23 protein-coding genes and 1 pseudogene are annotated in these 26,316 nt (G+C 69.6%); 11 read left to right on the plus strand and 13 right to left on the minus strand.

All coding sequences use genetic code 11. From position 1 onward, the window contains the following. Positions 1-240, plus strand: a pseudogene (locus ETD83_RS43805) (hypothetical protein); the annotation flags it as partial. A gap of 1,308 nt (positions 241-1,548) precedes the next feature. Then, complete coding sequence (locus ETD83_RS22290; RefSeq protein ID WP_268920481.1) at positions 1,549-2,298, plus strand: IclR family transcriptional regulator; 750 nt, start codon at positions 1,549-1,551, stop codon at positions 2,296-2,298. A gap of 40 nt (positions 2,299-2,338) precedes the next feature. On the opposite strand, the gene ETD83_RS22295 is transcribed toward ETD83_RS22290, so the two are convergent. Next, positions 2,339-2,701, minus strand: coding sequence for a YkvA family protein (locus ETD83_RS22295; protein ID WP_138647089.1), 363 nt, complete (start codon positions 2,699-2,701; stop codon positions 2,339-2,341). A gap of 368 nt (positions 2,702-3,069) precedes the next feature. Between ETD83_RS22295 and ETD83_RS43810 the strand changes: the two genes are divergently transcribed. After that, positions 3,070-4,449 carry a hypothetical protein gene (locus tag ETD83_RS43810; RefSeq protein ID WP_205717813.1) on the plus strand — a complete coding sequence of 460 codons (1,380 nt, stop codon included), beginning with the start codon at positions 3,070-3,072 and terminating at the stop codon, positions 4,447-4,449. 77 nt (positions 4,450-4,526) lie between these two features. On the opposite strand, the gene ETD83_RS44705 is transcribed toward ETD83_RS43810, so the two are convergent. The 5 genes from ETD83_RS44705 to ETD83_RS22325 all read right to left on the minus strand — a co-directional run bounded on the left by ETD83_RS44705 (position 4,527) and on the right by ETD83_RS22325 (position 9,764). Further along, positions 4,527-4,853 (minus strand): septal ring lytic transglycosylase RlpA family protein, encoded by a 327-nt coding sequence (locus tag ETD83_RS44705; RefSeq protein WP_230421088.1) that lies wholly within the window; start codon positions 4,851-4,853, stop codon positions 4,527-4,529. Between the two features lie 751 nt (positions 4,854-5,604). Then, entirely contained in the window at positions 5,605-6,645 is a 1,041-nt protein-coding gene (locus ETD83_RS22310) for a hypothetical protein (protein WP_138647091.1), read from the minus strand. Positions 6,646-6,916: 271 nt separating this feature from the next. Beyond that, on the minus strand, positions 6,917-8,023 hold the full coding sequence (locus ETD83_RS22315; RefSeq protein WP_138647092.1) for a ferritin-like domain-containing protein: 1,107 nt from the start codon (positions 8,021-8,023) through the stop codon (positions 6,917-6,919). 461 nt (positions 8,024-8,484) lie between these two features. Next, positions 8,485-9,093, minus strand: a complete 609-nt coding sequence (locus ETD83_RS22320; protein WP_230421089.1) for an LURP-one-related/scramblase family protein — start codon at positions 9,091-9,093, stop codon at positions 8,485-8,487. A gap of 47 nt (positions 9,094-9,140) precedes the next feature. Beyond that, positions 9,141-9,764, minus strand: coding sequence for a TetR/AcrR family transcriptional regulator (locus ETD83_RS22325; RefSeq protein WP_138647093.1), 624 nt, complete (start codon positions 9,762-9,764; stop codon positions 9,141-9,143). A gap of 149 nt (positions 9,765-9,913) precedes the next feature. Between ETD83_RS22325 and ETD83_RS22330 the strand changes: the two genes are divergently transcribed. The 3 genes from ETD83_RS22330 (at position 9,914) to ETD83_RS22340 (ending at position 14,107) form a co-directional block, all read left to right on the plus strand. After that, positions 9,914-11,212, plus strand: coding sequence for a GH1 family beta-glucosidase (locus ETD83_RS22330; RefSeq protein ID WP_138647094.1), 1,299 nt, complete (start codon positions 9,914-9,916; stop codon positions 11,210-11,212). 121 nt (positions 11,213-11,333) lie between these two features. Next, positions 11,334-13,316 (plus strand): protein kinase domain-containing protein, encoded by a 1,983-nt coding sequence (locus ETD83_RS22335; protein WP_138647095.1) that lies wholly within the window; start codon positions 11,334-11,336, stop codon positions 13,314-13,316. A 59-nt stretch (positions 13,317-13,375) separates the two neighbouring features. Continuing rightward, entirely contained in the window at positions 13,376-14,107 is a 732-nt protein-coding gene (locus ETD83_RS22340; RefSeq protein WP_138647096.1) for a hypothetical protein, read from the plus strand. A gap of 5 nt (positions 14,108-14,112) precedes the next feature. Here the strand turns inward: ETD83_RS22340 and ETD83_RS22345 are convergent, their stop codons facing one another. Beyond that, positions 14,113-14,574, minus strand: coding sequence for a carboxymuconolactone decarboxylase family protein (locus ETD83_RS22345; RefSeq protein WP_138647097.1), 462 nt, complete (start codon positions 14,572-14,574; stop codon positions 14,113-14,115). 298 nt (positions 14,575-14,872) lie between these two features. Between ETD83_RS22345 and ETD83_RS22350 the strand changes: the two genes are divergently transcribed. Then, positions 14,873-15,631 carry a class I SAM-dependent methyltransferase gene (locus tag ETD83_RS22350; RefSeq protein WP_138647098.1) on the plus strand — a complete coding sequence of 253 codons (759 nt, stop codon included), beginning with the start codon at positions 14,873-14,875 and terminating at the stop codon, positions 15,629-15,631. Between the two features lie 13 nt (positions 15,632-15,644). On the opposite strand, the gene ETD83_RS22355 is transcribed toward ETD83_RS22350, so the two are convergent. Then, positions 15,645-16,286 carry a TetR/AcrR family transcriptional regulator gene (locus ETD83_RS22355; RefSeq protein ID WP_138647099.1) on the minus strand — a complete coding sequence of 214 codons (642 nt, stop codon included), beginning with the start codon at positions 16,284-16,286 and terminating at the stop codon, positions 15,645-15,647. Between the two features lie 188 nt (positions 16,287-16,474). Between ETD83_RS22355 and ETD83_RS22360 the strand changes: the two genes are divergently transcribed. Further along, complete coding sequence (locus ETD83_RS22360; RefSeq protein ID WP_138647100.1) at positions 16,475-18,043, plus strand: alpha/beta fold hydrolase; 1,569 nt, start codon at positions 16,475-16,477, stop codon at positions 18,041-18,043. Between the two features lie 112 nt (positions 18,044-18,155). On the opposite strand, the gene ETD83_RS22365 is transcribed toward ETD83_RS22360, so the two are convergent. Continuing rightward, the gene (locus tag ETD83_RS22365) at positions 18,156-18,920 is read right to left on the minus strand and encodes an endonuclease/exonuclease/phosphatase family protein (protein WP_138647101.1); all 765 of its coding nucleotides are present in this window, start codon (positions 18,918-18,920) and stop codon (positions 18,156-18,158) included. Between the two features lie 489 nt (positions 18,921-19,409). Between ETD83_RS22365 and ETD83_RS22370 the strand changes: the two genes are divergently transcribed. Together ETD83_RS22370 and ETD83_RS22375 are read left to right on the plus strand one after the other, a co-directional pair. Beyond that, positions 19,410-19,709 carry a hypothetical protein gene (locus ETD83_RS22370; protein WP_138647102.1) on the plus strand — a complete coding sequence of 100 codons (300 nt, stop codon included), beginning with the start codon at positions 19,410-19,412 and terminating at the stop codon, positions 19,707-19,709. A gap of 230 nt (positions 19,710-19,939) precedes the next feature. Beyond that, the gene (locus ETD83_RS22375; RefSeq protein WP_171064374.1) at positions 19,940-20,956 is read left to right on the plus strand and encodes an AraC family transcriptional regulator; all 1,017 of its coding nucleotides are present in this window, start codon (positions 19,940-19,942) and stop codon (positions 20,954-20,956) included. On the opposite strand, the gene ETD83_RS22380 is transcribed toward ETD83_RS22375, so the two are convergent. The 4 genes from ETD83_RS22380 to ETD83_RS22395 form a co-directional block, all read right to left on the minus strand. After that, entirely contained in the window at positions 20,953-22,023 is a 1,071-nt protein-coding gene (locus ETD83_RS22380; RefSeq protein WP_138647104.1) for an alpha/beta fold hydrolase, read from the minus strand. The two genes, ETD83_RS22375 and ETD83_RS22380, sit on opposite strands and share 4 nt — an antisense overlap. Before the next feature lie 75 nt (positions 22,024-22,098). Beyond that, positions 22,099-22,629, minus strand: a complete 531-nt coding sequence (locus ETD83_RS22385) for a GyrI-like domain-containing protein (protein ID WP_138647105.1) — start codon at positions 22,627-22,629, stop codon at positions 22,099-22,101. After that, the gene (locus tag ETD83_RS22390; RefSeq protein WP_138647106.1) at positions 22,626-23,402 is read right to left on the minus strand and encodes a MerR family transcriptional regulator; all 777 of its coding nucleotides are present in this window, start codon (positions 23,400-23,402) and stop codon (positions 22,626-22,628) included. Before ETD83_RS22390 ends, ETD83_RS22385 begins: the two co-directional genes overlap by 4 nt. Before the next feature lie 101 nt (positions 23,403-23,503). After that, the gene (locus tag ETD83_RS22395) at positions 23,504-24,592 is read right to left on the minus strand and encodes a CapA family protein (RefSeq protein WP_138647109.1); all 1,089 of its coding nucleotides are present in this window, start codon (positions 24,590-24,592) and stop codon (positions 23,504-23,506) included. Between the two features lie 188 nt (positions 24,593-24,780). Between ETD83_RS22395 and ETD83_RS22400 the strand changes: the two genes are divergently transcribed. Continuing rightward, on the plus strand, positions 24,781-26,226 hold the full coding sequence (locus ETD83_RS22400; RefSeq protein WP_138647107.1) for a catalase: 1,446 nt from the start codon (positions 24,781-24,783) through the stop codon (positions 26,224-26,226). The last annotated feature ends 90 nt before the right edge of the window (positions 26,227-26,316 follow it).

Here is a 26,316-nt window from a genome sequence, read left to right on the forward strand (position 1 = left end):
CCCGCCCCACTGCCCCCTCCAGACGGCCCAGACGGCCCGGACGGCCCGAACGGCCCCGGCTCGGGCTCCAGCCCGGCCACGCACTCACCGGACCCGTCACGCTCGCACACCGGCCCGTCATCCCCCCAAGCCGGACTGCCCGCGCTCGGCGGTCCGTCCGCACTGGGCGGACCTCCGGCGCTCGGCGGGCCTCCGGCGCTCGGCGGGCGGCCTCCGGCGTCGGCCTTGCCGGTCACCTGAGGCTTGGCACCACCACCGCCGGGCGCCTTGCCGCCATCGCATGCCGTACCGCCCTTACATGCGGTTTCGCCGGGTTTGCCAGCCGCGCCGGACGGCACGCTCGTCCTCGGCTTGCCGCCACTGGGCGCCCCAGCCTTACAAGGCACATGACCCACGCCACCCCCGCACGGCGTACCGGACGGCTTCACGGTCGTGCTAGGCGTCCCTCCGTTACACGTCTTGCCCGTCTTGCACGGCCCACCCGTGGGCTTTCCGATCGCACCAGAGGGATCACCCGGGCCAGGCACCCCACTCGATCCGCCGGACGGCGGCCTGCCACTGCCAACACCGCTAGGACCTGGGTTGCCCCCAGTCGGCGTCCCACCCTGACAAGGCACGCCACGCCCACACGAACTACCGGACGGCCCAGGCTTAACCCCACTGGGCCTATATCCACTCGGCTTAGCCGCACTGGGCTTGGCGCCGCTCGGCTTAACTCCACTGGGCTTGGCACTGCCGGGCTTGGGTTTGGGGCTGCTGGGCTTGGTTCCGCGTGGCTTGTCTTCCCTTGGCGAACGGGTCGTGGTCGCACTCGCGCCGTTGGAGAAGCCGACCACCGCGCGGATCGATCGTTGGGGCGCGTTCGCCGCGTCCGCCGCCGCGAGAACACTCAAGGACTTGGTGGACGCCCCCGAAACCACGGAACGCGGTATCCGGACGGTCGCCGTCCGTTCAACCACTGTCTTGCCGACGTCGCCGAGATCGCATCGCACGCGCTGGCTGAAGACCGCCCGAGTGCACGTGGACGAATACTTCGTCCACGTCAGCGGACGGTCGGCCGTGAGCTGCAAAACCACGCCCCGGGCAGTCCCACCCTGAGCACTCAGCTGGACGATGTAAGTCAGCGCATAGTCCGGCCCAGCGGTTGCGCTACCGCGAGTCGTCATGTCCATGTGCAACCGGACGGCCGCCGGCGGTGCGACCGGTACGGCCGCAGCGCCCGGTACGGCGGCAGCGCTTGGCACCGCCGCAGCGCTTGGCGCCGCTGCAGCGCCCTGCACGGCGAGCGTCAGTGACGGTACGGTCAGTGCGCCGCTTGCCGCGATCGCACCCCAGCGTGTCGTTCGGCGCCCCGTTCGCACCCGATCCCCTCTCCTGGTCCTGTCCGTATTGACTGCCAGGGGGGCGGCGATGTGGCGCCGGGCAACGACAGTTATTGCCAGGTCAGGGCCACGAGTAACGTGCGTCGTCCCACCGGCAGGCGGTCTTTCGCATAGCGAAATCGACTCTCCGTAGAATCGGGTGGGTCGCGAGGGAGAGGAGACGCGGGTGCCGGAAGCGGTCCGTTCGCTGGAGCGGGCGTTCGATCTGCTCGAACATCTGGCGGACGCGGGGGGCGAGATGGCGCTGTCCGAGCTCACGGAGGTCTCCGGGCTGCCGATGCCGACGATCTACCGCCTGATGCGGACACTGGTGAACAAGGGTTACGTGCGCCAGGAGCCGTCCAAGCGTTACGCCCTGGGCCCGCGCCTCGTCCGGCTCGGTGAGGGCGCAGGACGCCTGCTGGGCACCTGGGCTCAGCCCGTCCTGTCCCGCCTCGTGGACGCGGTAGGCGAGACGGCCAACATGGCGGTGCTGGAAGGCGATGAGGCCGTGTACGTCGCGCAGGTGCCGTCCAAGCACTCCATGCGGATGTTCACCGAAGTGGGACGGCGCGTACAGCCTCACTGCACGGGCGTGGGGAAGGCGCTGCTGTCGCAACTCTCGGACGAGAGGGTTCGCGAGATCCTCGCCCGGACGGGCATGGACGCGCATACGCCGAACACCATCACCGACACGGACGCCCTCCTGGCCGAACTGAAGCGCATCCGCGAACAGGGCTACGCACTGGACGACGAGGAGCAGGAAATCGGTGTTCGTTGTGTAGCGGTGCCCCTGCAGGGCGCTCCGGCCTTGACGGCGCTTTCGGTATCCGGGCCGTCCGGGCGGATGACGCGCGAGGCCGTCCCGAACGTGGTGCCCATCATGCGGGACGCCGCCGAACGGTTCGCCAAGGAACTCGGCCCACCAGCGTCCTGACGCTAAGGCCCGCCCAGAAGCGCCGTCGCCAACCCGGCTGCTAGTCGACGGGCTCGCCAACGAGGACGGTCGGGCGTCCGCTGCGCTCCCACGTCACGAAATCCCCCGCGGACCTGACGAGGACGGCGAGCATCCAGAGCGCCAGCCCGGTGTCGTCCACGATCCCCACGACGGGAATCACGTCGGGAACGGCGTCGATCGGGGAGATGATGTACACAACACCCAGGGCGAGCAGCCCCAGCGTCCCGTAGGACAAGCCCTTGTACTGCCCGCGCAGGACCGACTTGACCATCCGCGGAACGGCGCGGACGCGTTCCCAGAGTCCCGGTGCGTCGGGCTTCAGGGTTTCGGCGTAGATCTGCCAGGCCTGACCTGCGGCGGCCGAGCTGCGCTTCCTGTCCACGGGCACTCCTCAGGAGGGACGTTCAGAGGGCGCGCCCCCGCGGCGCCCACGACCTACTACGACGCGGCCCATGCCGGAATTGTTCCCTTGGACGGGCCACGAGAGCCGGCGACACATGCACCACACCCGTAACGGCACCGGAACGATCACGGAACCCCATGGTCAAACGCTCACTCGAACATTCGAGAGGAGTTACCTCAGGTGAGTTCTTCATCACTCTCGTGGGCGACGTGCGGCGATTCACGGTGTGTTGACCGCCGTCCACTGCAAGCATGGGGCGCGCGGGGGGAGCGCCGGCTCCCAGGGGAGCGCTCCCCTGGGCTCGACCGGCACCGCCCGTCGAGCATCGCAGGAGCTGACGTATCGACATGAGCGGCGACCACCATACGAACCATCCCGTCCATGGCACCGCGGCAGGCGACGCGTACGTCGCACTGCCCCCGACCGCCGTCGACGCGACCGCATCGGGGCCCACCCGGCTGATCGTGGCCTGGCCCGGGTTCGATCCGCCCCGGACGGCGAGCGCGCTCGCCGCGGCCATCCCGATGACCGGCGTGCCGGTGTGGCGCGTCTACCTCGACCTGCCCGGCCGCTCACCCGGCGGGCTCGGCTCGGGCGCGATCCTGGAGACCGGGACGATCGAGGCGTACTGCGCGGCGGTCGAGAGCGCCGTCGAGCGCCTGCCAGCCGCGCTGGCAGACATCCGCCGCGATCTCGGGCTCCCGAACGACCCGGACGACCCGGATGACCCCGACCACCCCGGCGGCTCCGTTGGGCTGGCGGGCTTCAGCGCGGGCGGCGCCGTGGCGCTGCTGGCCGTGGCGCGCGGCATCGTGCCGGTGAGCGCGCTCGCGCTCGTCGCCCCGGTCGTCGCGCCGTCGCGGGTCGCGCGGGCGGTGGAGAAGCGCTCGGGCCGCGACCGGACCTGGACGGACGCCGCCGCCGCGCTCGCCGACCGCCTCGACCTCGGTTCCCTCGCCGCCGACCTCGCCGGACGGGACGTCGCGACGCTGCTCATCGGCGGCGCCAAGGACCGGGTCGTCCCGGCGCGGGAGATCACGTCCCTGCGCGACCTGCTGCGACGCCACGGCGCCGGACCGGTGGAGTCCGCGACGTTCCGCATGGGTCACGCGCTGGCCGCCGAGCCCGGCACCGAGGCGCGCCCCCCGATCACCGAGGCCGTGCGCGTGGACGGCGTCCTCACCGACTGGTTCCGCGACCGCCTCGCCTGCCCGACGCCCCTCCCCGAGGACGACGCACCGGCCGAACTGGCCTCCCACCAGGCCGCGCCGCAGCCGACGGGCAGCGAGCCCTTGGACACCGCAAGGGTCGACACCCAGCCGATCCGCGTCCGACCGGTCAGCGGCATCACGGTCCTGGCACAGCCACAAGCCGTCCACCAAGTGGACGCCTCCCCAGCCGAGACCCAGCAGCCGGACGTTCCCAGCCAGGCCGCCGCACAGACGGCCGACCTCGTCCAAGAGCCGGACGCTGCACAAGCCGACGCTGAGGCGCAACCGGACAAGACCCAAGCGGCAAGCGCCCAGCCGCTCGCAGGCGGGGACGGGGCGTGGTCGAGCAACACCCAGGACACCGAGTCCGTAACCCAGAACACCGACGCCGGAACACAGAAAGCCGACGTCGGAACGCGGGAAGCCGACGTCGAGCCCCAGGAGGCCGACGTCGAAGCCCAGAGCGCGGGGACGCCTTCCGCAGCGCCCGCGTGCGGGCTCGGTCGCGCACGCTGAGCGCGCGCACGCCAAGCGATAGAGCCGCCCGGCAGGCACCATCCGACGCCCGCCGGGCGGGTGCAACTGGCTAGGGATCAGCCCCGGGACAGGACCTCGTACCGGACGGAGATCACGCCCGCTCCGGTGCCGCCGACCTTCTGCATCGCGGCCTTGGACAGGTCCAGGCACCGGCCGCCCGCGTACGGGCCGCGGTCATTGATGCGGACGATGACCGAGCGATCGTTGTTCTTGTTCGTCACGCGGACCTTGGTCCCCATCGGCAGCGTCTTGTGCGCGGCCGTCAGCTCGCTCGGGTCGAAGGGCTCGCCGCTGGCGGTCATCTGCCCCTCCCAGTAGTAGGAGGCTTTGCACGAGCCTGTCTCGACGACCTTGTGCTGCCTCTTCTTCACAGGTTTGGCCACGTGACCGGCGCTGCTGTCAGACCGGCTCTTCGGAGACTTCGTCTTCTCTGGTGACGGTTCCGGTGAGCGGCTCTGGCCGCGGCTGGCACGCGTGGGTTCGGTCCGTGGACGGTCCAGCAGCGGTGCCGTGGTCTGCGGTGCGGTTTCTGCGGCGGAAGCCGATTTGGCTGGTTCGTCGCCGTCGACGAGGGCGAACGCGCCCACTGCGAGGGCGGCGGCACCGGCGCCGGAGACGATCAGGACGGTAGTGCGTAGGCGTGCTCGTAGAAGACGCCTGACAGGGCTACCCACAGAGGAGTCCTTTGTTAGGGGACAGGACCCCGGACGCCCGGTGTGCTCGCGGCGTGTTCAGGCGACGTGGCTCGTCCCCGAATCCCCCACCGCCCGCGGGCTCGCTCGCCCGCTTCCGCGCCGATCTTCAAGGCGCTACCGCATCATCGCGGTTCCGGCGTCCGGCAGGTGCGGCGAGGGAAAGGCATCTTCACTTTTGATCTCTAAGACGCCGCACAAGTCCTTGACCGTACGGTGTGTCGCGGGTTAATCAAGCCGCAGAGCCCTCATTTGTGGGGTTTGTCACCCCATATTTTGCCCTTCGGAGCTGATCAACTCCGTTGGGTAGCCGGGTTCGTAGATCAGCTTTACTACTCATAGAAGGTGTGATCTCGGGCATATAACAAACACTTGCCTGCTAACGGAACGGGGCGTTCCGCGAATGTCGTCGCATCCGCGGAACGCCCCGTTCTGATGATCGTCAGCCGAGGCCGGGCACCTTCGGGAGCCCGATCCCGGGGGTCTTCCCGAGGCCGATGCCGGACGCGTCCGGCATCGACAGCGGGCCGTCCGCCGCCGTCCGCTTCGCGGCGCCGTCCCGCGCCTTCAGCACCTCCACCACGCTGCCGACGCCGTTCTCGGTCTTGTCGATCTCTCCGCCGATCTGGTTGACCGCGTCGTTCGCCTGGCCGATCAGGTCGTCGGACGGAGCCGGCCGCGCGTACCGTCCGGCCGCCGGGAAGAGCGTCGTGCCGACCGGCAGCCCGCCCGGCCGCGTCGAGCCGAGCGAGAGCGGAAGGTTCGGCAGCCCGGGGGCCGGCTCGGAGCCGAGCGCGGACGGGACACCCGTCGCCATCGCGGCACGCTGCCCGCTCGGCACCGCTGCGCGGCGACCGTCCGAGTGCGCGGCGGCGTCCGAGAGGGCGGCGGACCGACCGTCCGGAAGCGCGGCGGGGAGGACGGCGCGCCCGCTGCCCGGGAGCACGCGGTCCACGCCCGGCAGCCCGCCGAGCCTGCTGTGGCGCAACGCCGTGCCGACCTTCTCGGCGTCCTTGACGAGCGCCTTCGGCACCCTGGTGAGGGGGTCGCCCTGGGTGGGCAGCGGCTCCGTCGCCGCGCGGCGGCCGGCGGGGAGGCAGTCGCCCTTGGGAAGCCCGCCCAGCGGGGTCTTGCCGATGGACAGCGGGGTGTTCGGCAGGTTCGTCCCGGCGTGGGAGTTGACCGTCTTGCCCGGGTTCAGCTTGCACCGCTTCGCGCTCGCGGAGCGAAGCCGGGGCGACGTGGGGGCGGCCTCGATGACGCCGTCGACCGCGCCCGTCGTCATCTCCGCGGTCTGGCCCGCCGTCTGCGTGACCGGTTCGGGGAGCGCTCCGGTGACGGGCCCGCCCACGGCGGCCGCCTCGTAGAGGAGCGTGGTGGCCGCACCGGGCGCGGCGTTCGCGGGTGCGGCCGCGACGGCGAACGCCGCGACGACCGGAGCCAGGACGGAGACGCTCAGCAGGCTTCTGGCGGATCGATTCATGCTTACCCCCGGGGATTTCGGATTGACCCTGCACGTGTAGGTGTGCGCCCGCGCGGTCTGCAAATCCGGCGCACCGTCGAGCGGGGACGTTAGTACACGCCCGGGACGCCCACCGCCAATTGGAGAATCAATTGGTAAACGCCATATAGATCTACTGAACCCGGCCGCCGACATCCGCACGCGCACCAAATGGCGACAAGTTCCAACAAAGTTCCCGACATGCGAAGCGGGGGCGTCCCGAAAAGGACGCCCCCGCTCGACCGGATGCGGGCTATTCGGCCGCGCCGAGGGAGATAGCCTGGTCGACCTCCTCCTTGCGCCCGGCGAGCTCGGCCGCGTACCGCTCCTCGTCGACCTTTTCGGCGATCTCCTCGTCCTGCTTCATGAGCGCTTCGAGGTCGGCCTTGGCATTGTCGAGGACGCCCATGTCCGCATAGGCGGCCTGCACCTTGGCGCCCCACAGCCCAACATCCCGGACGCATGGGACGATCCGGCTGAACAGCAGCGACTGATAAAGCGTGTACATTTCGGAGTTGTCGACGAACTCCATGCATTTCTCGACCGGCAGGTCGAGCTGCTCGAAGATCTCGCGCCCCTTGAACCGGTCGCGCATCAGGTAGCAGCCCTCGACGACGAAGTCCTCGCGCTCGCCGCGCTCCTTGTCGGTCAGCTCGGCGTAGTAGTCCTTGAGCGCGAGCCGTCCGAACGCCACGTGCCGCGCCTCGTCCTGCATCACGTACGCGAGGAGTTGCTTGACGAGCGGGTTCGCCGACATGTCGCGGTACAGGCCGAACGCGGCGAGGGCCAGCCCCTCGATCAGGACCTGCATGCCGAGGTAGGGCAGATCCCAGCGGCTGTCCTCCAGCGACTCGGCGAGCAGCTTCGCCAGGTCCTGGTTGATGGGGTAGTACATGCCGATCTTCTCGTGCACGAACTTCGTGTACAGCTCGACATGGCGCGCCTCGTCCATCGTCTGGGTGGCGGCGTAGAACTTGGAGTCCAGGTCGGGCACGGACTGGACGATGCGCGCCGAGACGTTCAACGCGCCCTGCTCCCCATGCAGGAACTGGCTGAACAGCCAGGAACCCTGGTGCCGTCCGAACTCGTCGCGCTCCTTCTGCGACATCTTCTCCCAGATGTCGGACCCGAAGAGCGGGTTGAAGTTCTCCGGCAGGCTCGCGACGTTGACCGGATCGACCTCAATATCCCAATCGATGCGCTTCTGCGCGTCCCACTGCTTGTCCTTGCCCTTCTGGTACAGGTTCAGCAGCCGGTCGCGGCCCTCGTCGTACTCCCACGTGAACCGTGCATCGCCCGCCATGGGGACGTTCCACGTGTCCGTGGGGACAGGCGTGGCGTAGAGGTCGTAGGAACTCACGCAGAATCCTCCTCCGGGGTGCGCCGCCCGAGCGCGACGCTGGTGTGCTCCGCCCACGGCTTTACACACCTTCGTAACATGTAAAGCCCCGCGGGACCAGACCCATGCAGGAACACGCCCCCACCCCGAACAACCCGTCCGCGAGCACCCGCAACCACCCACTCACCCCGCCAACCTGCACAAACCCAGCCCAACCAGACAGCCACCACCTCCGCTACGCCCACAGGCAGCAGCCCGCTACTGCACCAAGCCGTTCAGCAACAGGACCAAAGGCAACCAGCCTGCGCGAAACCGAGTACCTGAACGCCGCCCCAACCGGACGCGCCCGAGCCCTGCCAGGACCGGAGCCAGTTGAACGGCGCCAAAACGGGAGCGGTTAACGCCAGCACAACCGGAGCCACCTGGTCACCAGCGGCTACCAGGCACCGAGTCTGCCCCGCAGGCCAACCCGGCACCTCCCATTAGCGGGATTGGAGGGCGTCCAGGCCTACTGCCTGGGCGATTATCAGGCGGCGGTCTAGGCGGGGGTCCTTGATTTCCACGACGTAGCGGTCACGGAAGCCGAACTTCTTGACGACGGAGAAGACGAGCTGGTCGCCGGCGTAGAAGTCGAAGTGGTACGGCCAGGCGAACGGGAGGGCGTCGACGTAGGGGATGAACTGCCAGACGCGGCGCAGGACCGCGACGGTCTTGTTGCGCTCGCTGCCCGTCGTGACGCCGAGGCCGGGCTGCTCCAGGTGCCAGGTCGAGGCGAGCAGCGACTTCTTGAAGTCCTTGCGGAAGACGCCGATCGGCTGGCCGTTCGCGTCCGTGATGTCGTACGCGGACGCGAGGTCGATGCGCTTGCGGGCCTTGAACCCCAGGATCGGACGGGTCTTGGCGTCGTCCGCGTAGAGGGTCACCTGTTCCTTGAAGGCGAGGCGCTTCTGCTGCGCGAAGGCGAGCAGTTCGCCCTCGCTGCCGTCCGGGGCCTCGGCGTGCACCTCGTACTGGTTCACCATCAGGCGGACCCGCTGCCGGATCAGCAGCGTGTTCTGTGCTTGAAGCCGTTCCTCGTCCAGCGAACTCACCCGTTCTGTAGCGTTTTGCGGAGTCTGCCACAGATGGCGGGACGCGGTCAGGGCTCCTCGATATGCGAAGCCAGGTAGCCGTGGATCAGGCGCTCCGCCTCGGCGACGATCATCGGGTCGCCGGCCGGGTCGCGGCGGAACGCCATCTTCAGCACGGCGTCGCCGGCCTCGACCGCGATGGCGAGCGCGGTGGCGAGGCGCTGGGTGTCCTGGACGCCGAACGACTCCACGATCATCTGGCGGATCCGCCCGGCGACCACCGCGTTGTTGTCGGCGTCGGAGTCGAGCAGGTTGACGTCCGCGACGTCGCCGAACCGCAGCACGCGGAAGCCGGGGACGGTCCGGTGCATCTCCACGAAGATCTCGATGATCGCGCCGACGGTGTCGGACCAGTCGCCGAAGCCGCCCTCGGCCAGCCGCGCCGAGATCCGCTCCCCGAACACCTCCAGGTTGCGGAGGGCGAGCGCCTGCGCGACGGCGCGCTTGTCGGGGAAGAACTGGTACACCGATCCGATGGCCACGTCGGCGCGCTGCGCGATGCGCGTCGTGGTGAGGCCGTCGTAGCCGTCCTCATCGAGGATGTCCGCGCAGGCGTCGAGCATTCGCTGGACGCGTTCGGCGCTGCGGCGCTGGGCGGGACGGCGGCGGAGGGGAGTCCGGATCTCGGTCACGCCACCATTGTCACCCGAACACGGCGGGCTCCGGCATGCGCGACGTGCCGTTCACCACCCCAAGGTCATGAGAGTCTTCCGTGCGCACCATCCGAGCCCTTAATATCCGAAAGTAATTCGCATTTCCGGATGTTGGGGGAGGGAACGCGATGGGGCTTCCGGACGGCTTCCGCTGGGGCGTCGCCACGGCCGCGTACCAGATCGAAGGCGCGGCGACCGAGGACGGGCGGGGACCGTCCACCTGGGACACCTTCGCCCACACTCCGGGACGCGTCCGCGACGGCCACACGGGCGACGTCGCCTGCGACCACTACCACCGCTGGCCGGAGGACATCGCGCTCATGGGCGGGCTCGGCGTCGGCTCGTACCGGTTCTCGATCGCGTGGCCGCGCGTCCAGCCTGCCGGGAGCGGGCCCGTGAACCCGAAGGGCCTCGACTTCTACGGCCGCCTGGTGGACGGCCTGCTCGCCGCCGGCATCGCCCCCGCCGCCACCCTCTACCACTGGGACCTCCCGCAGCCGCTCGAAGACGCAGGCGGCTGGATGACCCGCGACACCGCCTACCGGTTCGCTGAATTCTCCTACCTCGCCGCCGAGCGGCTCGCGGACCGCGTGGAAATGTGGATAACTCTGAACGAGCCCGTGGTCGTCATGGCCTACGGCTACGCGTTCGGCGTTCATGCGCCCGGCCGGACGCTCATGCTCGACGCGCTCCCCGCCGCGCACCACCAGCTCCTCGGCCACGGCCTCGCCGTCAACGCCCTGCGGGGACGCGGCGCCCGCGAGATCGGCCTGACGAACCACTATTCCCCGGCGTGGGCCGCGACTCCCGACGACCAGCCGGCCGCGGACGCTTTCGACGCGTTCATGAACCGGCTGTTCACCGATCCCGTCCTTCTCGGCCGTTATCCCGAGGTCATGGCGGACGCGTCGTTCGTCCGTTCCGAGGACCTCACCGTCATCGCGTCGCCCATCGATTTCCTGGGCGTCAACTACTACCAGCCGACGCGGCTCAAGAAGGCGGACGAAGGCCCGCTGCCGTTCGATATCACCGACATCACCGAATATCCGGTGACGGGGATGGGCTGGCCGATCGTCCCGGACGCCTTCCTGTCCCTGCTGCGGAGCCTCCATTCGCGGTACTCGCTTCCGCCGCTCTACATCACCGAGAACGGCTGTTCGTTCCCGGACGAGATCGGCACCGACGGCATCGTGGACGACTCGTCCCGCATCGAATTCCTGGACGCCCACATCAAGGCCATGCGAACCGCCATCGACGAGGGCATCGACATCCGCGGCTACTACGCGTGGTCGCTTCTCGATAACTTCGAATGGTCGGAGGGCTACCATCCGCGTTTCGGCCTCGTCCACGTCGACTACGAGACACAGAAACGCACGCCGAAGAGGTCATACGGCTGGTATCGCGACTTCATCGCCGCGTCGTCCTGAACGCGCCGTGAGCCGATGACGGCGCGTCCGCGACGGGCACCGGTCCGTTGTACCGGGCGTACGCGGCGATCGGCGGCTTGTCGATAATCTGCTCTCGCCGCTTCCGCCGTGGAGGTCCTGAATGCCCGACTCTCGTCCGCTGCGCTCGAACGATCCCCGCGAGGTCGCCGGGTACCGGCTGACGGCACGGATCGGCGAGGGCGCCCAGGGCAGCGTCTTCCTGGGCGAGTCGGACACCGGCCAGCGCGTCGCGGTGAAGCTCCTGCACGCCGGAATCGGCCACGACGATCGGGCCCGGACGCTCTTCGAGCGGGAGCTGTCCGCGGCCCGGCGGGTCGCCCCGTTCTGTACCGCCCGCATCCTCGCCGCCGGGACGGACGAGGACGTCCCGTACATCGTCAGCGAGTTCATCGACGGGCCGTCGCTGCGCGAGCACATCACCGAGCGGGGTGTGGCGGCCAGCGGCGAGCTGGTCAGGCTGGCCATCGGCACCGCCACCGCGCTCGCCGCGATCCATGAGGCGGGCGTCGTCCACCGCGACTTCAAACCCGCCAACGTGCTGCTCGGCGAGGACGGCCCGAGGGTCATCGACTTCGGCATCGCCCGTCCGCTGGACGCCACCTCGGCCACCATGACCGGCGCGGTCGGCACACCGGCCTTCATGGCGCCGGAGCAGGTGGCGGGCCTGACGGGCGGCGCTCCCCTGGACATGTTCGCGTGGGCGTGCACGATCGCCTTTGCCGCGAACGGCGTCCCACCGTTCGGCAGCGACAATGTGGCGGCCATCATGCAGCGCGTCCTGCACGGGGAGCCGCAGTTGGGCACGCTGACTGGGGAGCTGCACGCCCTCGTCGCGTCCTGCCTGGCCAAGGACCCGGCGGCCCGCCCGACCGCCCTGCAGGTCCTGCAACGGCTGCTCGGCAACCGGCCGATAGTGAACGGCGTCGCGACCCAGCCCCCAAGCCCCGCCCCGGACGGAGCCCAAGACGGCCCCTCGGACGGAGACGCAGAGCCGGATACGGATTCGGACGCGGCCCTGGAGTCGGACGCGGCCCCGGACGTCAGCGCGAGCCCGGATGCGCGCGCGAACCTGCTCGCGGAAGGCACCTCGGCCGCCGCGATCCGATCGCCGCCTCTCGCACCGCCCCCATTGGCGGTCGATCCACCTCTCGCGCACATGCCTGGACAGCCTTGGCTGGGCGCGCCTCCGTCCGGCGCGCCTCCGTTTGGCGGTGGTCCGTTCGGCGGTGGTCCGTTCGGCGCTTACGGGCAGGGGACGGTGCCGACCGGCGGGCCGCCTCCGCCTCCCGCTGGGTTCCCGCATCCGACAAATCCGGCGGCGCCTGGACGGCCTGGACGGAAAGGACGCCCGCTTCTGGTCGTCGCGGGCGCGGCAGCCGCTGTCCTTCTGGTCACCGGAGGTGTCTTCGCAGCGGTCCTGCTCAGAGAAAACGCGACGGGAACGAAAACGGGGCCCGGCGCCGGGACGAGCGGCGGGGCGGTGGCGCAATCGAGTTCGTCCACGCGGACCTGCGTCTACTCGTCCAAGACCGGCGAGAACGTCAAGGAGGTAGGGAAGCCGCCATCGCAAGTGCCCGCGACGCAACCGCAAGGGGCCACCATCAAGACCAACCTCGGCACGCTGGAATTGCGGTTGGACCCTGCCAAGGCGCCCTGCACGGTGAACTCACTCGCCCACCTCGCGAGCAAGAAGTACTACGACAACGCCCCATGCCATCGCCTGACAACGGGCGAGTCCCTCAAGGTCCTGCAGTGCGGCGACCCGTCGGGGACGGGAACCGGTGGGCCCTCCTACCAGTTCGCGGATGAGATCGCGCCCGGGACCCGCTACACCCGCGGCACCGTCGCCATGGCCAACGCCGGGCCGAACACCAACGGCGGCCAGTTCTTCATCGTCTACGAGGACGCGTTGTCCCTGCCGCCCAACTACACCGTTTTCGGCAGGGTCACGTCCGGCCTGGAGATCGTCGACAAAGTGGCGAAGGCGGGGGCGGGGGCCGGGGACAGCCCGGTCACGGGACCGGGCGACGGCCCGCCGAAGCAGAAGGTCACCATCACCGAGTTCCGGACGCTCGGCGGTTAGCGTCCGGAACCGTTCCGATGGGACGATCCCGCAATGGCCGAGGATGGGACGATCTCGCAATGGCTGAGAAAGCCCGCGTGCCAGTGGTCGAGGATCTCTATGCCGCGTTCGCGAACGTCCCACATCCCGTGAATCTGGACGGGTGCCCCTGCTGCGTCGGCCCTAATGAAGGACGGCCGCTGCTCTCCCGTCCCCTCCGCGACCTGGCCGCCGAGGACCTCGCCCGGTACGCCGCCAAGGCATTGAGCACCTGGGGCGGTCCGGAGGACTTCCGCTATTTCGCGCCGCGCCTGCTGGAACTGGCGGCAGACGACGCGTTCGGCTGGCCGGACGCCGAGATCGTATTCACCAAATTCGGCCAGGCCGGATGGCACGACTGGCCACAGCGCGACGCCGTCGCCGCCTTCCTGAACGCCTTCTGGAGCCGGACTCTCACCGGCTTCCCCACTCGTCCCTCCGTCGGCTCCGCCCTCTGCGCGCTCGCTGGCGTGAATGCCGACATGGCCCCTTGGCTGGACGAGTGGGGCAGCGCGTTGATGTCCGAGCCCGCCGTCCGCGAATTGCACGAGTTCGTCACCGGGGAACTGACCTGGCGGCGAGGGCGACCACGCCTGGCCAACGCGTTCTGGGACACCTCGTCAGACCCGTACCAGCAGGTCATCAGCTGGCTGACCGGCGGAGATGCGGCCGCGGCCGTCAGCGCCGCGATCGCCCTGACCGAGGACGAGGCGGCGCTGGAGCTCCTGATGGAAATCGAATCCAGGCTGAGCCCGGGAGTTAGCCCGCGCTGAGGCGGTCAGCCCCACGTCGTCCCGGCGGGTTCCCGGATGGTGGTGTTGAGCCGGTTGAACAGATTCGTCAGGCCGATCACGAGGATGAGTGCTGACAACTGCTTCTCGTCGAAGGCGTCGGCGACCTCGTCCCACAGTGCGTCCGGCACCGAATCCGCGGACCGGTCGGCGAGGCGGGTCACGCGCTCGGCCAGTTCCAGCGCCGCCCTTTCGGCGTCCGTGAAGAAAGGCGCCTCACGCCAGGCGGCGACGGTCGCAATCCGTTCGGTCGTCTCACCCGCTTTGGTCAGGTTGTGGACATGGGCCTGCACGCAAGCGCTGCATCCATTGATCTGGCTCGCGCGCAACGCGACCAGTTCCTGGAGCTCATGGGAGATCCCGCCCTCGTTGATCGCCTGGATAAAACCGCCGATCCCCTTCGTCGCGGCGGGCAGGACATAGGCCGGGTTCTTCATCCGTGCTTGCATCGTCGTTCTCTCCTCGCCCTTCGAGCCGACGCCCTCCGCGCCGGCCGTCCACCCCAATGACGGACCCGGTCGAACGGGTGTGACAGGAATCCGACCCCGATTTCTCCACCCGTCGCCGACGCCGATTTACGCGGCCCGACAGTGGCCGCGCGCGGCAGCCAGTGCGATACCCAGGACGGCCAACACCCCGAACACCCCAGTGCCGGGGACGCCCGGCGCTCCTCGTTGGAGTGGTGCCGGTTCAACGCCGTACAGGAGGTCAGCTCAAGTCCGGGGCGCCCGCCGCGACAATGGGATCATGGACCGCACGTTCGAGGACCTGATCGCGGAGGCCGGATCGGCCTCCGTGACCGGCTGGGATTTCTCCTGGCTGGACGGCCGCGCGACGGAACAGCGCCCGTCCTGGGGATATCAGCGGCTGATGAGCGAACGGCTCGCCACGGCCGGCGCGGCACTGGACGTCCAGACCGGTGGCGGTGAAGTGCTGGCGGGTGCTGACCGGTTCCCGCCCACCATGGCGGCCACGGAATCCTGGCCGCCGAACGTCGACAAGGCCACGCGGCTGCTGCATCCGAGGGGCGTCGTGGTGGTCGCCGATCCCGACGAGCCGCCGCTGCCATTCGCCGACGAGGCGTTCGACCTGGTCGTCAGCCGTCACCCCGCCACGGTCTGGTGGACGGAAATCGCCCGCGTCCTGGCCCCCGGCGGTACGTACTTCGCGCAGCACGTCGGTCCGGCCAGCGTTTTCGAGCTGACCGAGTACTTTCTCGGGCCGCAGCCCGAAGCACGGCAGAAACGCCATCCGGACATCGAAGCCGCCGACGCCGAGGCCGCCGGTCTCGAAATCAAGGACCTGCGCCTCGAACGGCTGCGCATGGAGTTCTTCGACATCGGCGCGGTCGTCTACTTCCTGCGCAAGGTGATCTGGATCGTCCCGGGCTTCTCCGTCGACGTGTACCGCGACCACCTGCGGCGCCTGCACGAGCAGATCCGCGAGGACGGCGTGTTCGTCGCCCATTCGTCCCGGTTCCTCATCGAAGCCCGCAAACCCGGCTGAGCTGTCAGGCCGGTCAGCGCCGCAGGCTCTCCACCTCGGCCTCGTACAGGAGGGCGGGGTCGAACTCCATTCCGGTGAAGTGACCGGCGAGTTCCAGGGAGAGCACGCCGTGCAGGCGCGTCCAGAAGGTCAGGGCGCGTCGCCGCACCGGCGCGGGGTGGGAAAGGCCCCAATGCGCGTGCTCGTCGAGGTTCGTATCGAGGTGCGCGACGGGGACGATGTCGTCCGCCGTCACGGGCGGGCAGGCGTCGAGCATGATCGCCATCAGCTCCCCGGCGATCTTGGCGGTGTCGGGCGGGGCGTGGTATCCGGGGATGGGCGTCCCGTAGATGAGGAAGTAGCGGTGGGGGACGTCGAGCGCCCACCGGCGGACGGTGTGGGCCAGGCCCGCGAGATCGGTGCCTCCTTCGGCGGTGGCGTGGAAGGCGTCGGCCAGGCTGCGGTAGGCGTCCCTGATCAGTTCGGTGATCAGCTCGTCGCGGTTGGCGAAGTAGCGGTAGAGCGCCGGGCCGCTCATCCCCATCTGCTTGGCGATCGCGTTGAGGGACAGCGCGGACGCGCCCGCCGTGGCGATCTGCTCCCAGGCACGATCCTTGACCTCCGCGCGCACCTGCGCCCGGTACCGCTCGCGGGGAGACGCCGCGATCTCCGCCATGTCACCGCCCCTTCCGTCAGCCCAGCCCTGCTCAACACAGCACAGCTACCAGTGACGATATGACTTCCGGACGCGCTCTCCGGCCGCCCTCTTGACGCGGCACTGTAGCTCCCTCATTCTTGTTAGAGGTTATAACGAAAGTAACTGCCTATCGCGCTGGTTGAAGCCGGCCACGAGGAGTGCTGGACATGAGCAGAGCAACACGACGGACGGCATGGACGCTCACCGCCGCCGTGGCGGCCGGGGCGATGATGATCACGCCGGCACTCGCCGCGCCCGTCCGGACCGCAACCGCGACCACGACCGGCGGCAACGCGTCCGACCCGACCGCGTCCGACCCGACCGCGACGAGCCGGAACACGTCCGGTGGGAAGGCGTTGGGGCAGCCGTTCGGGCGGATCGAGTGGCGGGCGTGCACCGAGACCGAGTTCCAGGGGATGCGGTGCGGGACGATGCGAGTCCCGGTCGACTGGTCCGAACCGGGCGGTGCGCGGCTCGAACTGGCGCTCGTCCGCCGTCCGGCCGATGATCAGGCGCGACGCGTCGGCACCCTGATGCTCAACAACGGTGTCGGACGGTCCGCGATCGAGCAGCTCAGGCTGGCGATGCGGACCGGACTCCCGCGCATCGCCGGGGACATGACGAAGCGGTTCGACCTCGTCGCCCTGGATCCGCGCGGGGTCGGGCGCAGCACTCCCATCCGCTGCGCCGAACCGCTCAGGCCGGCGGGCGTCAGCTACTTCCCGAAGGACCGGCAGGCGTTCCAGACGCTCGTCACCCACAACCGCGCCCTCGCGCGAGGCTGCATCCGCCAGAACGGCGACCTGATGGCCAACGTCGACATCACCAGCGTCGCCCGTGACTTCGAGGCGGTTCGCGAGGGCCTCGGGGAGCGGCAGCTCAACTGGTACGGGATCCTGTACAGCAACCTTCTCGGACGCACCTACGCCGACCTGTTCCCCGGACGGCTGCGCACCATGTTCCTGGACACCGCGCTGGACGACACCGGCTCACCCCTCCGCCGGATCTTCAACGAGGCCGCGGCGGCGGAGCAGTCGTTCAACCGGTTCGCCGCCTGGTGCACCGGCTCCCCGGACTGCGTGCTCAGGGGACGCGACGTCGCCGCCGAATACGACACCCTCGTCGCCCGCGCGGACCGAAGCCCCATCCCCGTGGCCGGTGGCGCCCATCGTCCGCTGACCGGTGAGGACATCCGCGTCGCCACCCAGGAGTTCATGAACGTCTCGTTCATCCAGTGGCCCGCGCTGGCGAAGGCCATCGCCAAGGCGCAGGCGGGCGACGCCTCCGAGTTCACGCGCAATCCCGACCGGACGCTCGATCTCGTCCAGGCCCAGGTGCCGACCTGCTTGGACACCTCACGTCCCGTCCGGACGTTCCAGCAGGTCGCCCAGGTGCGGAAGCGGCTCGCCGAGATCTCGCCGCATCTCGGCGGCGCGGTGAGCTCCTGGAACAGGTACGCGGGCTGCATCGGCTGGCCGATCGACGCCAAGCCGGTGCATTCCGGTGGAAAGGTGTGGGGCGCGCCGCCCGCGCTGGTCGTCCAGTCCACGCATCAGGCGCTCGCCCTGCACTCTGAGGGACGGGCCCTCGCCTCCCAGCTGCCCGGCAGCGTCGTCCTCAGCAGGGAAGGCGACGACTACAGCATGTTCCTGGTGTCCCAGTGCGTCCGGGACGCCGGTAACCGCTACCTGATCGACCGCGCGCTGCCCAAGCCGGGCACTGTCTGCACCAACTGACTCGTCCTACCGCCTGAGAGCCCCGGTCGCCGCAGCCTTGGCCGGGGCTCTCGGCACGCGGCCCGCGGGCTCCAGGCCACCGCCCCGCCACGCCGCCACGCCGAGTCGTAGATCAGTGGCTCGCGGGCAAGGTGAGAGTCGCCTCCACGGCGTAATGGTCGGACAGGGGGACGAGATGGCCGTCGGCGAGGCGGACGTGGTCCTGAAAGAGCAGGCGCGTGGTGGACTCGATGCCCGGCGTGACGAGGACCTGGTCGATCGGCTCAAGGACGGCGTACTCGGGACGGAAGGTGGGTGCCGTGTCGCCGTCGAGGGCGTCGCGCAAGCCGGTGGCGGACGCGAACTCCCGGAACAGCTCGTGGGGGCGGGGGACGTTGAAGTCGCCCATCACGACCTTGGGTTCCGCCGCGTCGAGTTTCCCGACGAGGGCCGCCAGTTCGCGCAGCTCGGATTCCTCGACCCTGGTGTAGGCGTTGGACATGGACCAGTCCATGTCCATGTTCGCGGAAAGGTGCGTGTTCACGATCGTCAGGAACCCGCTCGGAAGCCGGACGCGGGTGAACAGGGCGCCTTTGCGCAGCAGCCATTCGAGACGCGCCGGACGGACCGGCGTGAAGGATTGGAAATGGCGGCGAGTGATCGGCCGACGCGAAAGCGTGACCAACCCGCCGCGCACCACCGGAAAGGTCGCCGCGTGCGCGACGTGCGGGTACGACTTCGCCGCGCGTCGCAGGTGGGCCAGGTTTCGCGGTGAGATGACTTCCTGCAGGCAGACGACGTCGTAGTCCGATTCCTCGATGAGCCGTGCCAGTTCACTCAAGCGGGCCCGTGAACGGCCGCGGAACAGCGTGTTGAAGGTGAGGACGCGGACGTTCATGATGTGCTCTGCCCGGCAGCGAGGAGCTGTCCGTCGTCGTCCCACATGACCATGCCCGCCACTCTACGTGGACGCCGCACCGCGCAGAGCAGCGCCACCTGCCGGCCCCGACGACGCAGGCCCTCCGGACACTGCCACGCCCCCGAGTGCTGGCTTTCCGCAGGGTTTCGGACCCGCAGTGATGGCCCCCTCATTTCGGACGCGCCACACTCGCCCTCATTTAGGTATTTCGGCTAAATCATCAGAAGGTGGGAGGAGGATGGCTGACCGGCGAGCGCGGCGAACTATCCAGCACGCGTTGAAATGAGGGAGGGGCTGGTGCATCATTGGAGACTCAGCCCCGGACGTAGTCATGGAGGCGCACATGTGCACGCCCTACTGCCCGAGGGGTCACTGAATTCGCACCCCGGCGATTCACCCCGTGACGATTCGCTCCCTCCCGGTAATCCCCCGCTCATCGCCGACTTCGTGACGCCGAAAGTGGCACCGATGCACAGCGACCCCGCTTATCTTCCCCTCATCGGCAGGCAGCCGTGCTCGATGGCTTTTTGCGGACGGTCCTCCTGCTTTCACGTCCGGCTGGAGACGACGTCCGTTCCCGGAGACCGGGCGGGCGGACGCACTTCCTGCGGCGCCCATCTCGCCGAAGTCGTCCATGAATTGGCGCTGCGGGCCCGGGAACAGCGGCGATACCCCGCCCAGGTCGTCGTCTACGCGATGACGCACGGTCCGCGCCCGAATGACACGGGACCCTTCGACCGGCTCATCCTCGGCGCCATCCCGGTCTGAGACACCCCACCGAACACGTCCCCGCCCGAACACGCCCCGAGCACGCCGGCTGACCGACGCCTACCGAACACGCCCGGCCTGGACGCGCTTCGCATCACAAACCGTGTTCGGTCATGGCTATATCCGGACATTGCCCTGCGACCATCGCGCGCTCGCGCAGAATGGTGAGACATCGCCGAACACATCCGCACCCACCGTCACGCAACGGCACCATCACCACCGACATGACCATGACTTCACTCGAGACAACGCGCGAGCTACCGCCGCCCCTGTCCGCCTACCGGCGGGTCGTCAGCACGGACATCGACGTCCTACACGACACGGTCGAACCGTACGCAGTCGGCCACGACCTTCAGGCCCTCCGGCCCGGTGTGCCGCTGGACGGCCAGGTCAACGCCCTCAGCGTCGGCGCGATCAATCTCGTCTGGGTGCGGTACGGCGGTGGCGGCGTCATCGTGGACACCCCGCCGACCGAGGGGCACTTCGCCATGTGCGCGCCGATGGCGCCCATGGACATCGAGTACCGGGTCACGAAAAGTCGGGACACGACGGGCGGCGGCCACATCCTGTCCCATGACGAGCCGATGCGAATGACGCCGCCCCCGATGATGGGCTGCCTCGTCATCGCGACCAGCACCGGACGTCTCACCGACCATCTGGCCCGCCATCTCGGCCGCGAGCACACCTCACCGCTGCGGTTCTACGGTTCCGGCGAACCGGGCCTCGTGCCGTCCTCGATCGTCGAGCGCACGTGGCGGCACGTGTGCGGCGTCCTCGACCATGCGACGGCGGCCGGCGGCCTCCACCCGCTGGCGGAGCGCAGCCTTGAGGAGTCGCTGCTCACCGCCATCCTGCTCGGCCTGCCGCACACCGCGACGGCGAGCCTCGCGGAGCCCGAGGAGCGCCCCTCGCACCATCTCGCCGGCGTCATCCGCGAATGGGTCGAGGCGCACTACCAGCAGCCGATCGGCGTCACCGACATCGCGGCGGCGGCGGGCATCGGCGTCCGGCAGCTCCAGGCCATCTGCCAGGACGAATGGGGTCTGACGCCCACCCGGCTCGTGCGCGGGATACGGCTCGACCACGCCCGCGCAGCCCTCCTCGCGGCACCGCCCGGCCCGCGCACGATCACGGACGTCGCCGAGGCCGCCGGGTACGTCCACATGAGCCGCTTCGCCGCCCACTACCGGCAGCGCTTCGGAGAGACCCCCACCCAGACCCTGAACCGGACCTCCACCACGGCCTAGCGTCCGCCGGAGTGCTTGCCGGGTGCGCCCGCCGCGCGTGCGCGGGTGAGGGCGGGCGTCTCCGGCCCGCCGTCGATGTGCTCGGCGAACTCGCTGATCCAGCGGGCGACGAGGTCGGGATGGCTGCGCGCCACCCAGTGCCCTGCCGGTGCGCGCCGCACGTACAGGCGGGACACCGGCCCGCGCGCGGACAGCAGCAACGACTGGGACCCGTACCGGTCCTTGATCGGGATGATGAGCTGGACGGGCACGTCCGTCCGCCCCTCACCGTCCGTCCGAGCGACGCCAGAACGGGCACCACCAGCACGGCCCCCACCCGAGCGGCCAGCACCCGAGCGGCCGCCACCGAGACGGGCGTCACCGGGCGGGGCGCCACCGTAGCGGCCGCCGCCGTATCGGGCGGGACGGCGGCGGGTCATGTTCGCTCGGTACAGGCCGAGGCCGTTGCGGGCGTCGGCCGGCCGGGTGGCGGCCGGGTGGCCGGAGCGCGGGTCGGCGCCCTCCCGCCGCGCTATCAGTCGCGGGAACCCCGCGGCGAGCAGGCGGGCCGCGAGCTCGCCGATCTTGGGCGCCATCAGGACCGGCATGTAGACGCTGCGCCGCGCCTGGTCGAGGACCTCGACGACGCCGCGCGGCCCGGACCGGACGGCCCGCCTGGCCCAGCGGGCCATATGCCGCCGGTCCGGGCCGGAGATCGACGTGAACGAGGCGATGCGGCCCCGCAACCGGTCACCGATGACGGCCTCCCAGCCCTGCACCGACCCCCAGTCGTGCCCGACCAGGTGGACGGGCTCGTCCGCGCCAACACCGTCCAGGACGGCTTCGAGGTCGCCCATGAGCGCGTCCAGCCGGTAGTCGAGCGGGTCGGACGGGCTGCTGGACGCCCCGGCCCCGCGCACGTCGTACGCGACGACGCGGAACCGTCCGGCGAGGCGTTCGGCGACCTCGTCCCACATCGCGCCGGTGTCCGGGTAGCCGTGCACGAGGACGACCGTCGGCCGATGCCCCTCGCCCCGCACCCGCACCGCCAGCCGGATCTCGCCCGACCTCACCCGCTGGTCTCGCATGGACCTCGCCTGCCCGTCCGCCCGTCGCGTCGTTTCTCGTGAAACTACGCCACTGAGACGGGCCGTCCAATACGGCTACCGCACGGGCTGGCGCAAGATCGTGCGCATCCGCTCCGGGTCGGTCTCGCTGGGGTCGGACAGGTAGATCTCATGATGCAGGCCGTTCGGCGCCACGCCTTCGTCCTTCATCAACGCGTACATGCGGGCGAGGGACGCGGGCTCATCCGCGTACGCCCCGCGATGCAGCATCTGCACGCAACGCCCCTCCGCGACCGTGACGTGCTGGACGCGCGCAGCCGCAGGCACTTTCGCCCGGACGTCCTCACGCGCCTGGTCGACCGACTCGATGCCGTCCGGGAGGCGGAGGAACAGATGCCACCACCATTGGTCGCGCGGCACGTCGAACGGCGAACGCTCGTCCTCGACCCACCAGAATCCCTCCAACGGCACCATGGGCGCACTGAGCGCACCCATGACCGCGTACAGCGCGCCGACGCTCTCGCTGTAGGCGGCGCCGCCCGGCTCACCACGGCCTGTCACCGCCAGCCCGGACACGCGCCCGTGCTCCACCAGCTCCGGCTCTTCGGCCGCCTCGTACCAGCTCACTGGACGTCCTCCACTCTGATCTGCACCTTGGTCCCCAGGTGCTCGGGCGGCGTGGTCGCGGGGTCGTTGAGGTACACCTCGCGGACGGGCCCGGCGGGCGTGTGCCCGTAGTCGCCGAACCACGCGAGCACGCCATGGACCGTGAGCGGAATCTCCTCGTACGGACCGACATGGACGGCCGACGCGAACGAACCACCGGGCAGGACGTCGTCACCGTCCGCCGCCTGGACGACCACGCGGACGTCGAACTCCTCGTCCATGTCCAGCGGGAACAGCCCGATGAGCAGGCCGTCCGGCGACATCCGGGGCAGGAGGCGGCCCACGCAGGCGGCGGTCGCGTCCGGGATCGTCGCCGGGGTCGCGGGCTCGCGCGCCGTGAAGACGCGGCGCGCCGGCTCCTGGACGATCGACACCTCGGCCCGCGGCAGCCCCTCGGCGACCACGCGGTCCAGGAGCCGCAGGCCGCGCCGCCGCCGGGCGACATCGGCCTCGATCCGGTCGCGCGCCTCCTTGAGGGCGCTCGCCTCCTTGAGGGCGTCGCCCTCGTCCCCGGACAGGACGCGCGCCACGGCCGGCAGCGGCACGTCCATCGCCCGCAGCAGGCCGATCAGCAGCGCGTTCCGCGCCTGGCCGGGCCGGTAGTACCGGTAGCCGGACGCCGGGTCCGTCCACGCCGGGGCGAGCAGCCCGAGGTCGTCGTAGTGCCGGAGCTGCTTGACGCTCAGCCGGCACAGCCGCGCGAACCGCCCGATCGGCAGGAGATCATCGCTCACAGGAGCCACCCTCATCCCTCCCACAATGGGAGAGTCCAGCCCAAGGACGGATCAGCAAGGACGGATCCACAAAGACGGGTCAGCAAGACGGATCAACAGGCTCAGGACGGACGCGCCTGCAGCCCGGTGCACTCGCGCAGCCCGTTCCACCGCTTGACGGCGGACGCCGCCGCCGCGCCCTTCAGCGGGATCGGGAGGCCACCGGAGATCCTGGCGGGCGCCCACTTGTCCTTGGTGACCTTGCCGTTCTCCACCTTCAGGAGCAGCACCCCGGACTCGGCGGTCTTGCCGTTCGCGGAGTAGAACACGAAGTTGCCCATGCCGTAATGGACGTACGACCCGTCCAGGTAGCCGCCGCCCAGGGGAATGTGCGCGTGACCGCCGACGATGATGTCGGCGCCTGCCGCGACGAGCTGTTTGGCGAGTTCCTGCTGGCGTGGCAGCGGGCAGGGCTGCAGTTCCGCGCCCCAGTGCAGGTGGACGATGACGACGTCCGAGCCCTTGCGCGCCTCCTTCACCGCCTGCACCATCCGGGGGATGTCCTTGGCCGACGCAAGCCCGCCCTTGGTGTCGGTGGCCGTCCACGCCTGGATCAGGTTGTCGTCCAGTACCTGAGTCGCTCCGACGATGGCGAGTTTGTTGCCCTTCACCGTGACGCGGTAGGGGCGGAAGGCGGCGTCCGCGTTCTTGCCGATCCCGACGACCGGGAACCCGCTGCGCTTGATGGCGGCCAGGGAGTCGAGGAGGCCGCCCTCCATGTAGTCCATGCCGTGGTTGTTGGCCATGGACACGACGTCCACGCCGGACCCCTGCAGCGCCTTGAACGCGGACGGCGGCGCACGGAAGGTGAACGACTTGGGCGCGGGGGTCCCGCCGCCCGTGGTGATCGCCGTCTCCAGGTTGATCATGGCGAGGTCGGCGGCGCGCAGCTGCTTCGCGACCGGTCCGAGCGCGTTCTCCGGATCGCCGAGCCGGGACCGCAACTGGCCCTCGAAGTGCGTGTCGCCGCCGAACGCCAGGATGATCGGCTCCTTGGCGGGTGGCGCCGGACGCGTCCCGCCCGAGGACGCCTTCCCGCTCGGTGACGATGTCGCGCCCTCCGCGCCAGGGCCATCGGAGCCGCCGCACGCCGCCGCGGTCAGCGCCATCGCCCCCGCCACGGCCGCCGCAGCGACCGCCTTCCCCCGCATGCCCATCGCGTCACCTCCGCCCCGGCCCGCCACGGACCTCCGTCATCGGACGCCCCAGCATGACACGGGCGGCGAGCACCTCGACTAAAGATGTAGGATTCATTATCTTGAATCATTCAAGTTTGTAGTCGACGCATCACCGCCGGAGCGGCGACGAAGCACCGACGGAGCCAGGAGGAACCGCGCCCATGTCCGACAGGCCGACGACCACCACCGACGCCGGAATCCCCGCGCCGAGCGACGCCCATTCGCAGTCCGTGGGCCCGAACGGCCCGCTGCTGCTGCAGGACCACTACCTGATCCAGAAGATGGCGCACTTCAACCGCGAGCGCGTCCCCGAACGGGTCGTCCACGCCAAGGGCGGCGGCGCGTACGGCGTCCTGGAGATCACCGAGGACGTCAGCCAGTACACGCGGGCGAGCCTCTTCCAGAAGGGCGCCCGCACCGAGTCGCTCGTGCGGTTCAGCAGCGTCGCCGGGGAACTCGGCAGCGCCGACGCCGGACGCGACCCGCGCGGCTTCGCGATCAAGTTCTACACCGACGAGGGCAACTACGACCTCGTCGGCAACAACACGCCGATCTTCTTCATCCGCGACCCGCAGAAGTTCTCCGACTTCATCCACTCGCAGAAGCGCCGCGCCGACAACCACCTGCGCGACAACAACATGCAGTGGGACTTCTGGACGCTGTCGCCCGAGTCCGCCCACCAGGTGTCGCTCCTGATGACCGACCGCGGGACGCCCGCGTCCTGGCGGCACATGAACGGGTACGGCTCGCACACGTTCCTCTGGTACAACGCCGCTGGCGAGAAGTTCTGGGTCAAGTACCACTTCAAGACCGAGCAGGGCATCAGGAACTTCACCGCCGAAGAGGCCGACGCGCAGGACCCGGACGTCCACATCCGCGACCTGTACGAGGCGATCAAGCGCGGCGACCACCCGTCCTGGACGGTGCAGGTCCAGATCATGCCGTTCGAGGACGCCGCCGACTACCGGTTCAACCCGTTCGACCTCACCAAGGTCTGGCCGCACGCGGACTACCCGCCGATCACCATCGGCCGGTGGACGCTGAACCGGAACCCGGAGAACTACTTCGCCGAGATCGAGCAGGCCGCCTTCGAGCCCGCCAACCTCGTGCCCGGCATCGGCGCGTCCCCGGACAAGATGCTGCAGGGCCGGCTGTTCTCCTACCCGGACACCCACCGCTACCGGATCGGCCCCAACTACCTGCAACTGCCGGTCAACCGCCCGAAGGCACCCGTCCACACCTACAACAAGGACGGCGGCATGGCGTACTACAACTCCGGTGACCCGGTGTACGCGCCGAACTCGGTGGGCGGGCCCGTGGCCGACCCCGCGCTGTGGACGGGCGACACCTACGGGGTAGCGGGCGAGATCGTCCGCAGCGCCTACACGCTGCACCGCGAGGACGACGACTACGGCCAGGCCCGCACGCTGTGGGAGAAGGTCCTCTCGGACGTCGACCGCGACCACATGGTCCACAACATCCTGATCCACGCGAACGCGCCCGAGGTGACCGGCGACATGAAGCCGCGCGTCGTCGAGTACTGGCGCAACGTTGACAAGGACCTCGGCGACCGCGTCGCCAGGGGCCTCGGCGTGAACGGTTCCTGACCACCCCGCGGGGACGGCCTGACCTCGACGCCGTCCCCTCCGGGGCTGTCTCGTATACACATCTCCGAGCCCACGAGACCCTAAGACAAC

The organism is Actinomadura soli, assembly GCF_005889715.1.
Taxonomy (GTDB): domain Bacteria; phylum Actinomycetota; class Actinomycetes; order Streptosporangiales; family Streptosporangiaceae; genus Spirillospora; species Spirillospora soli.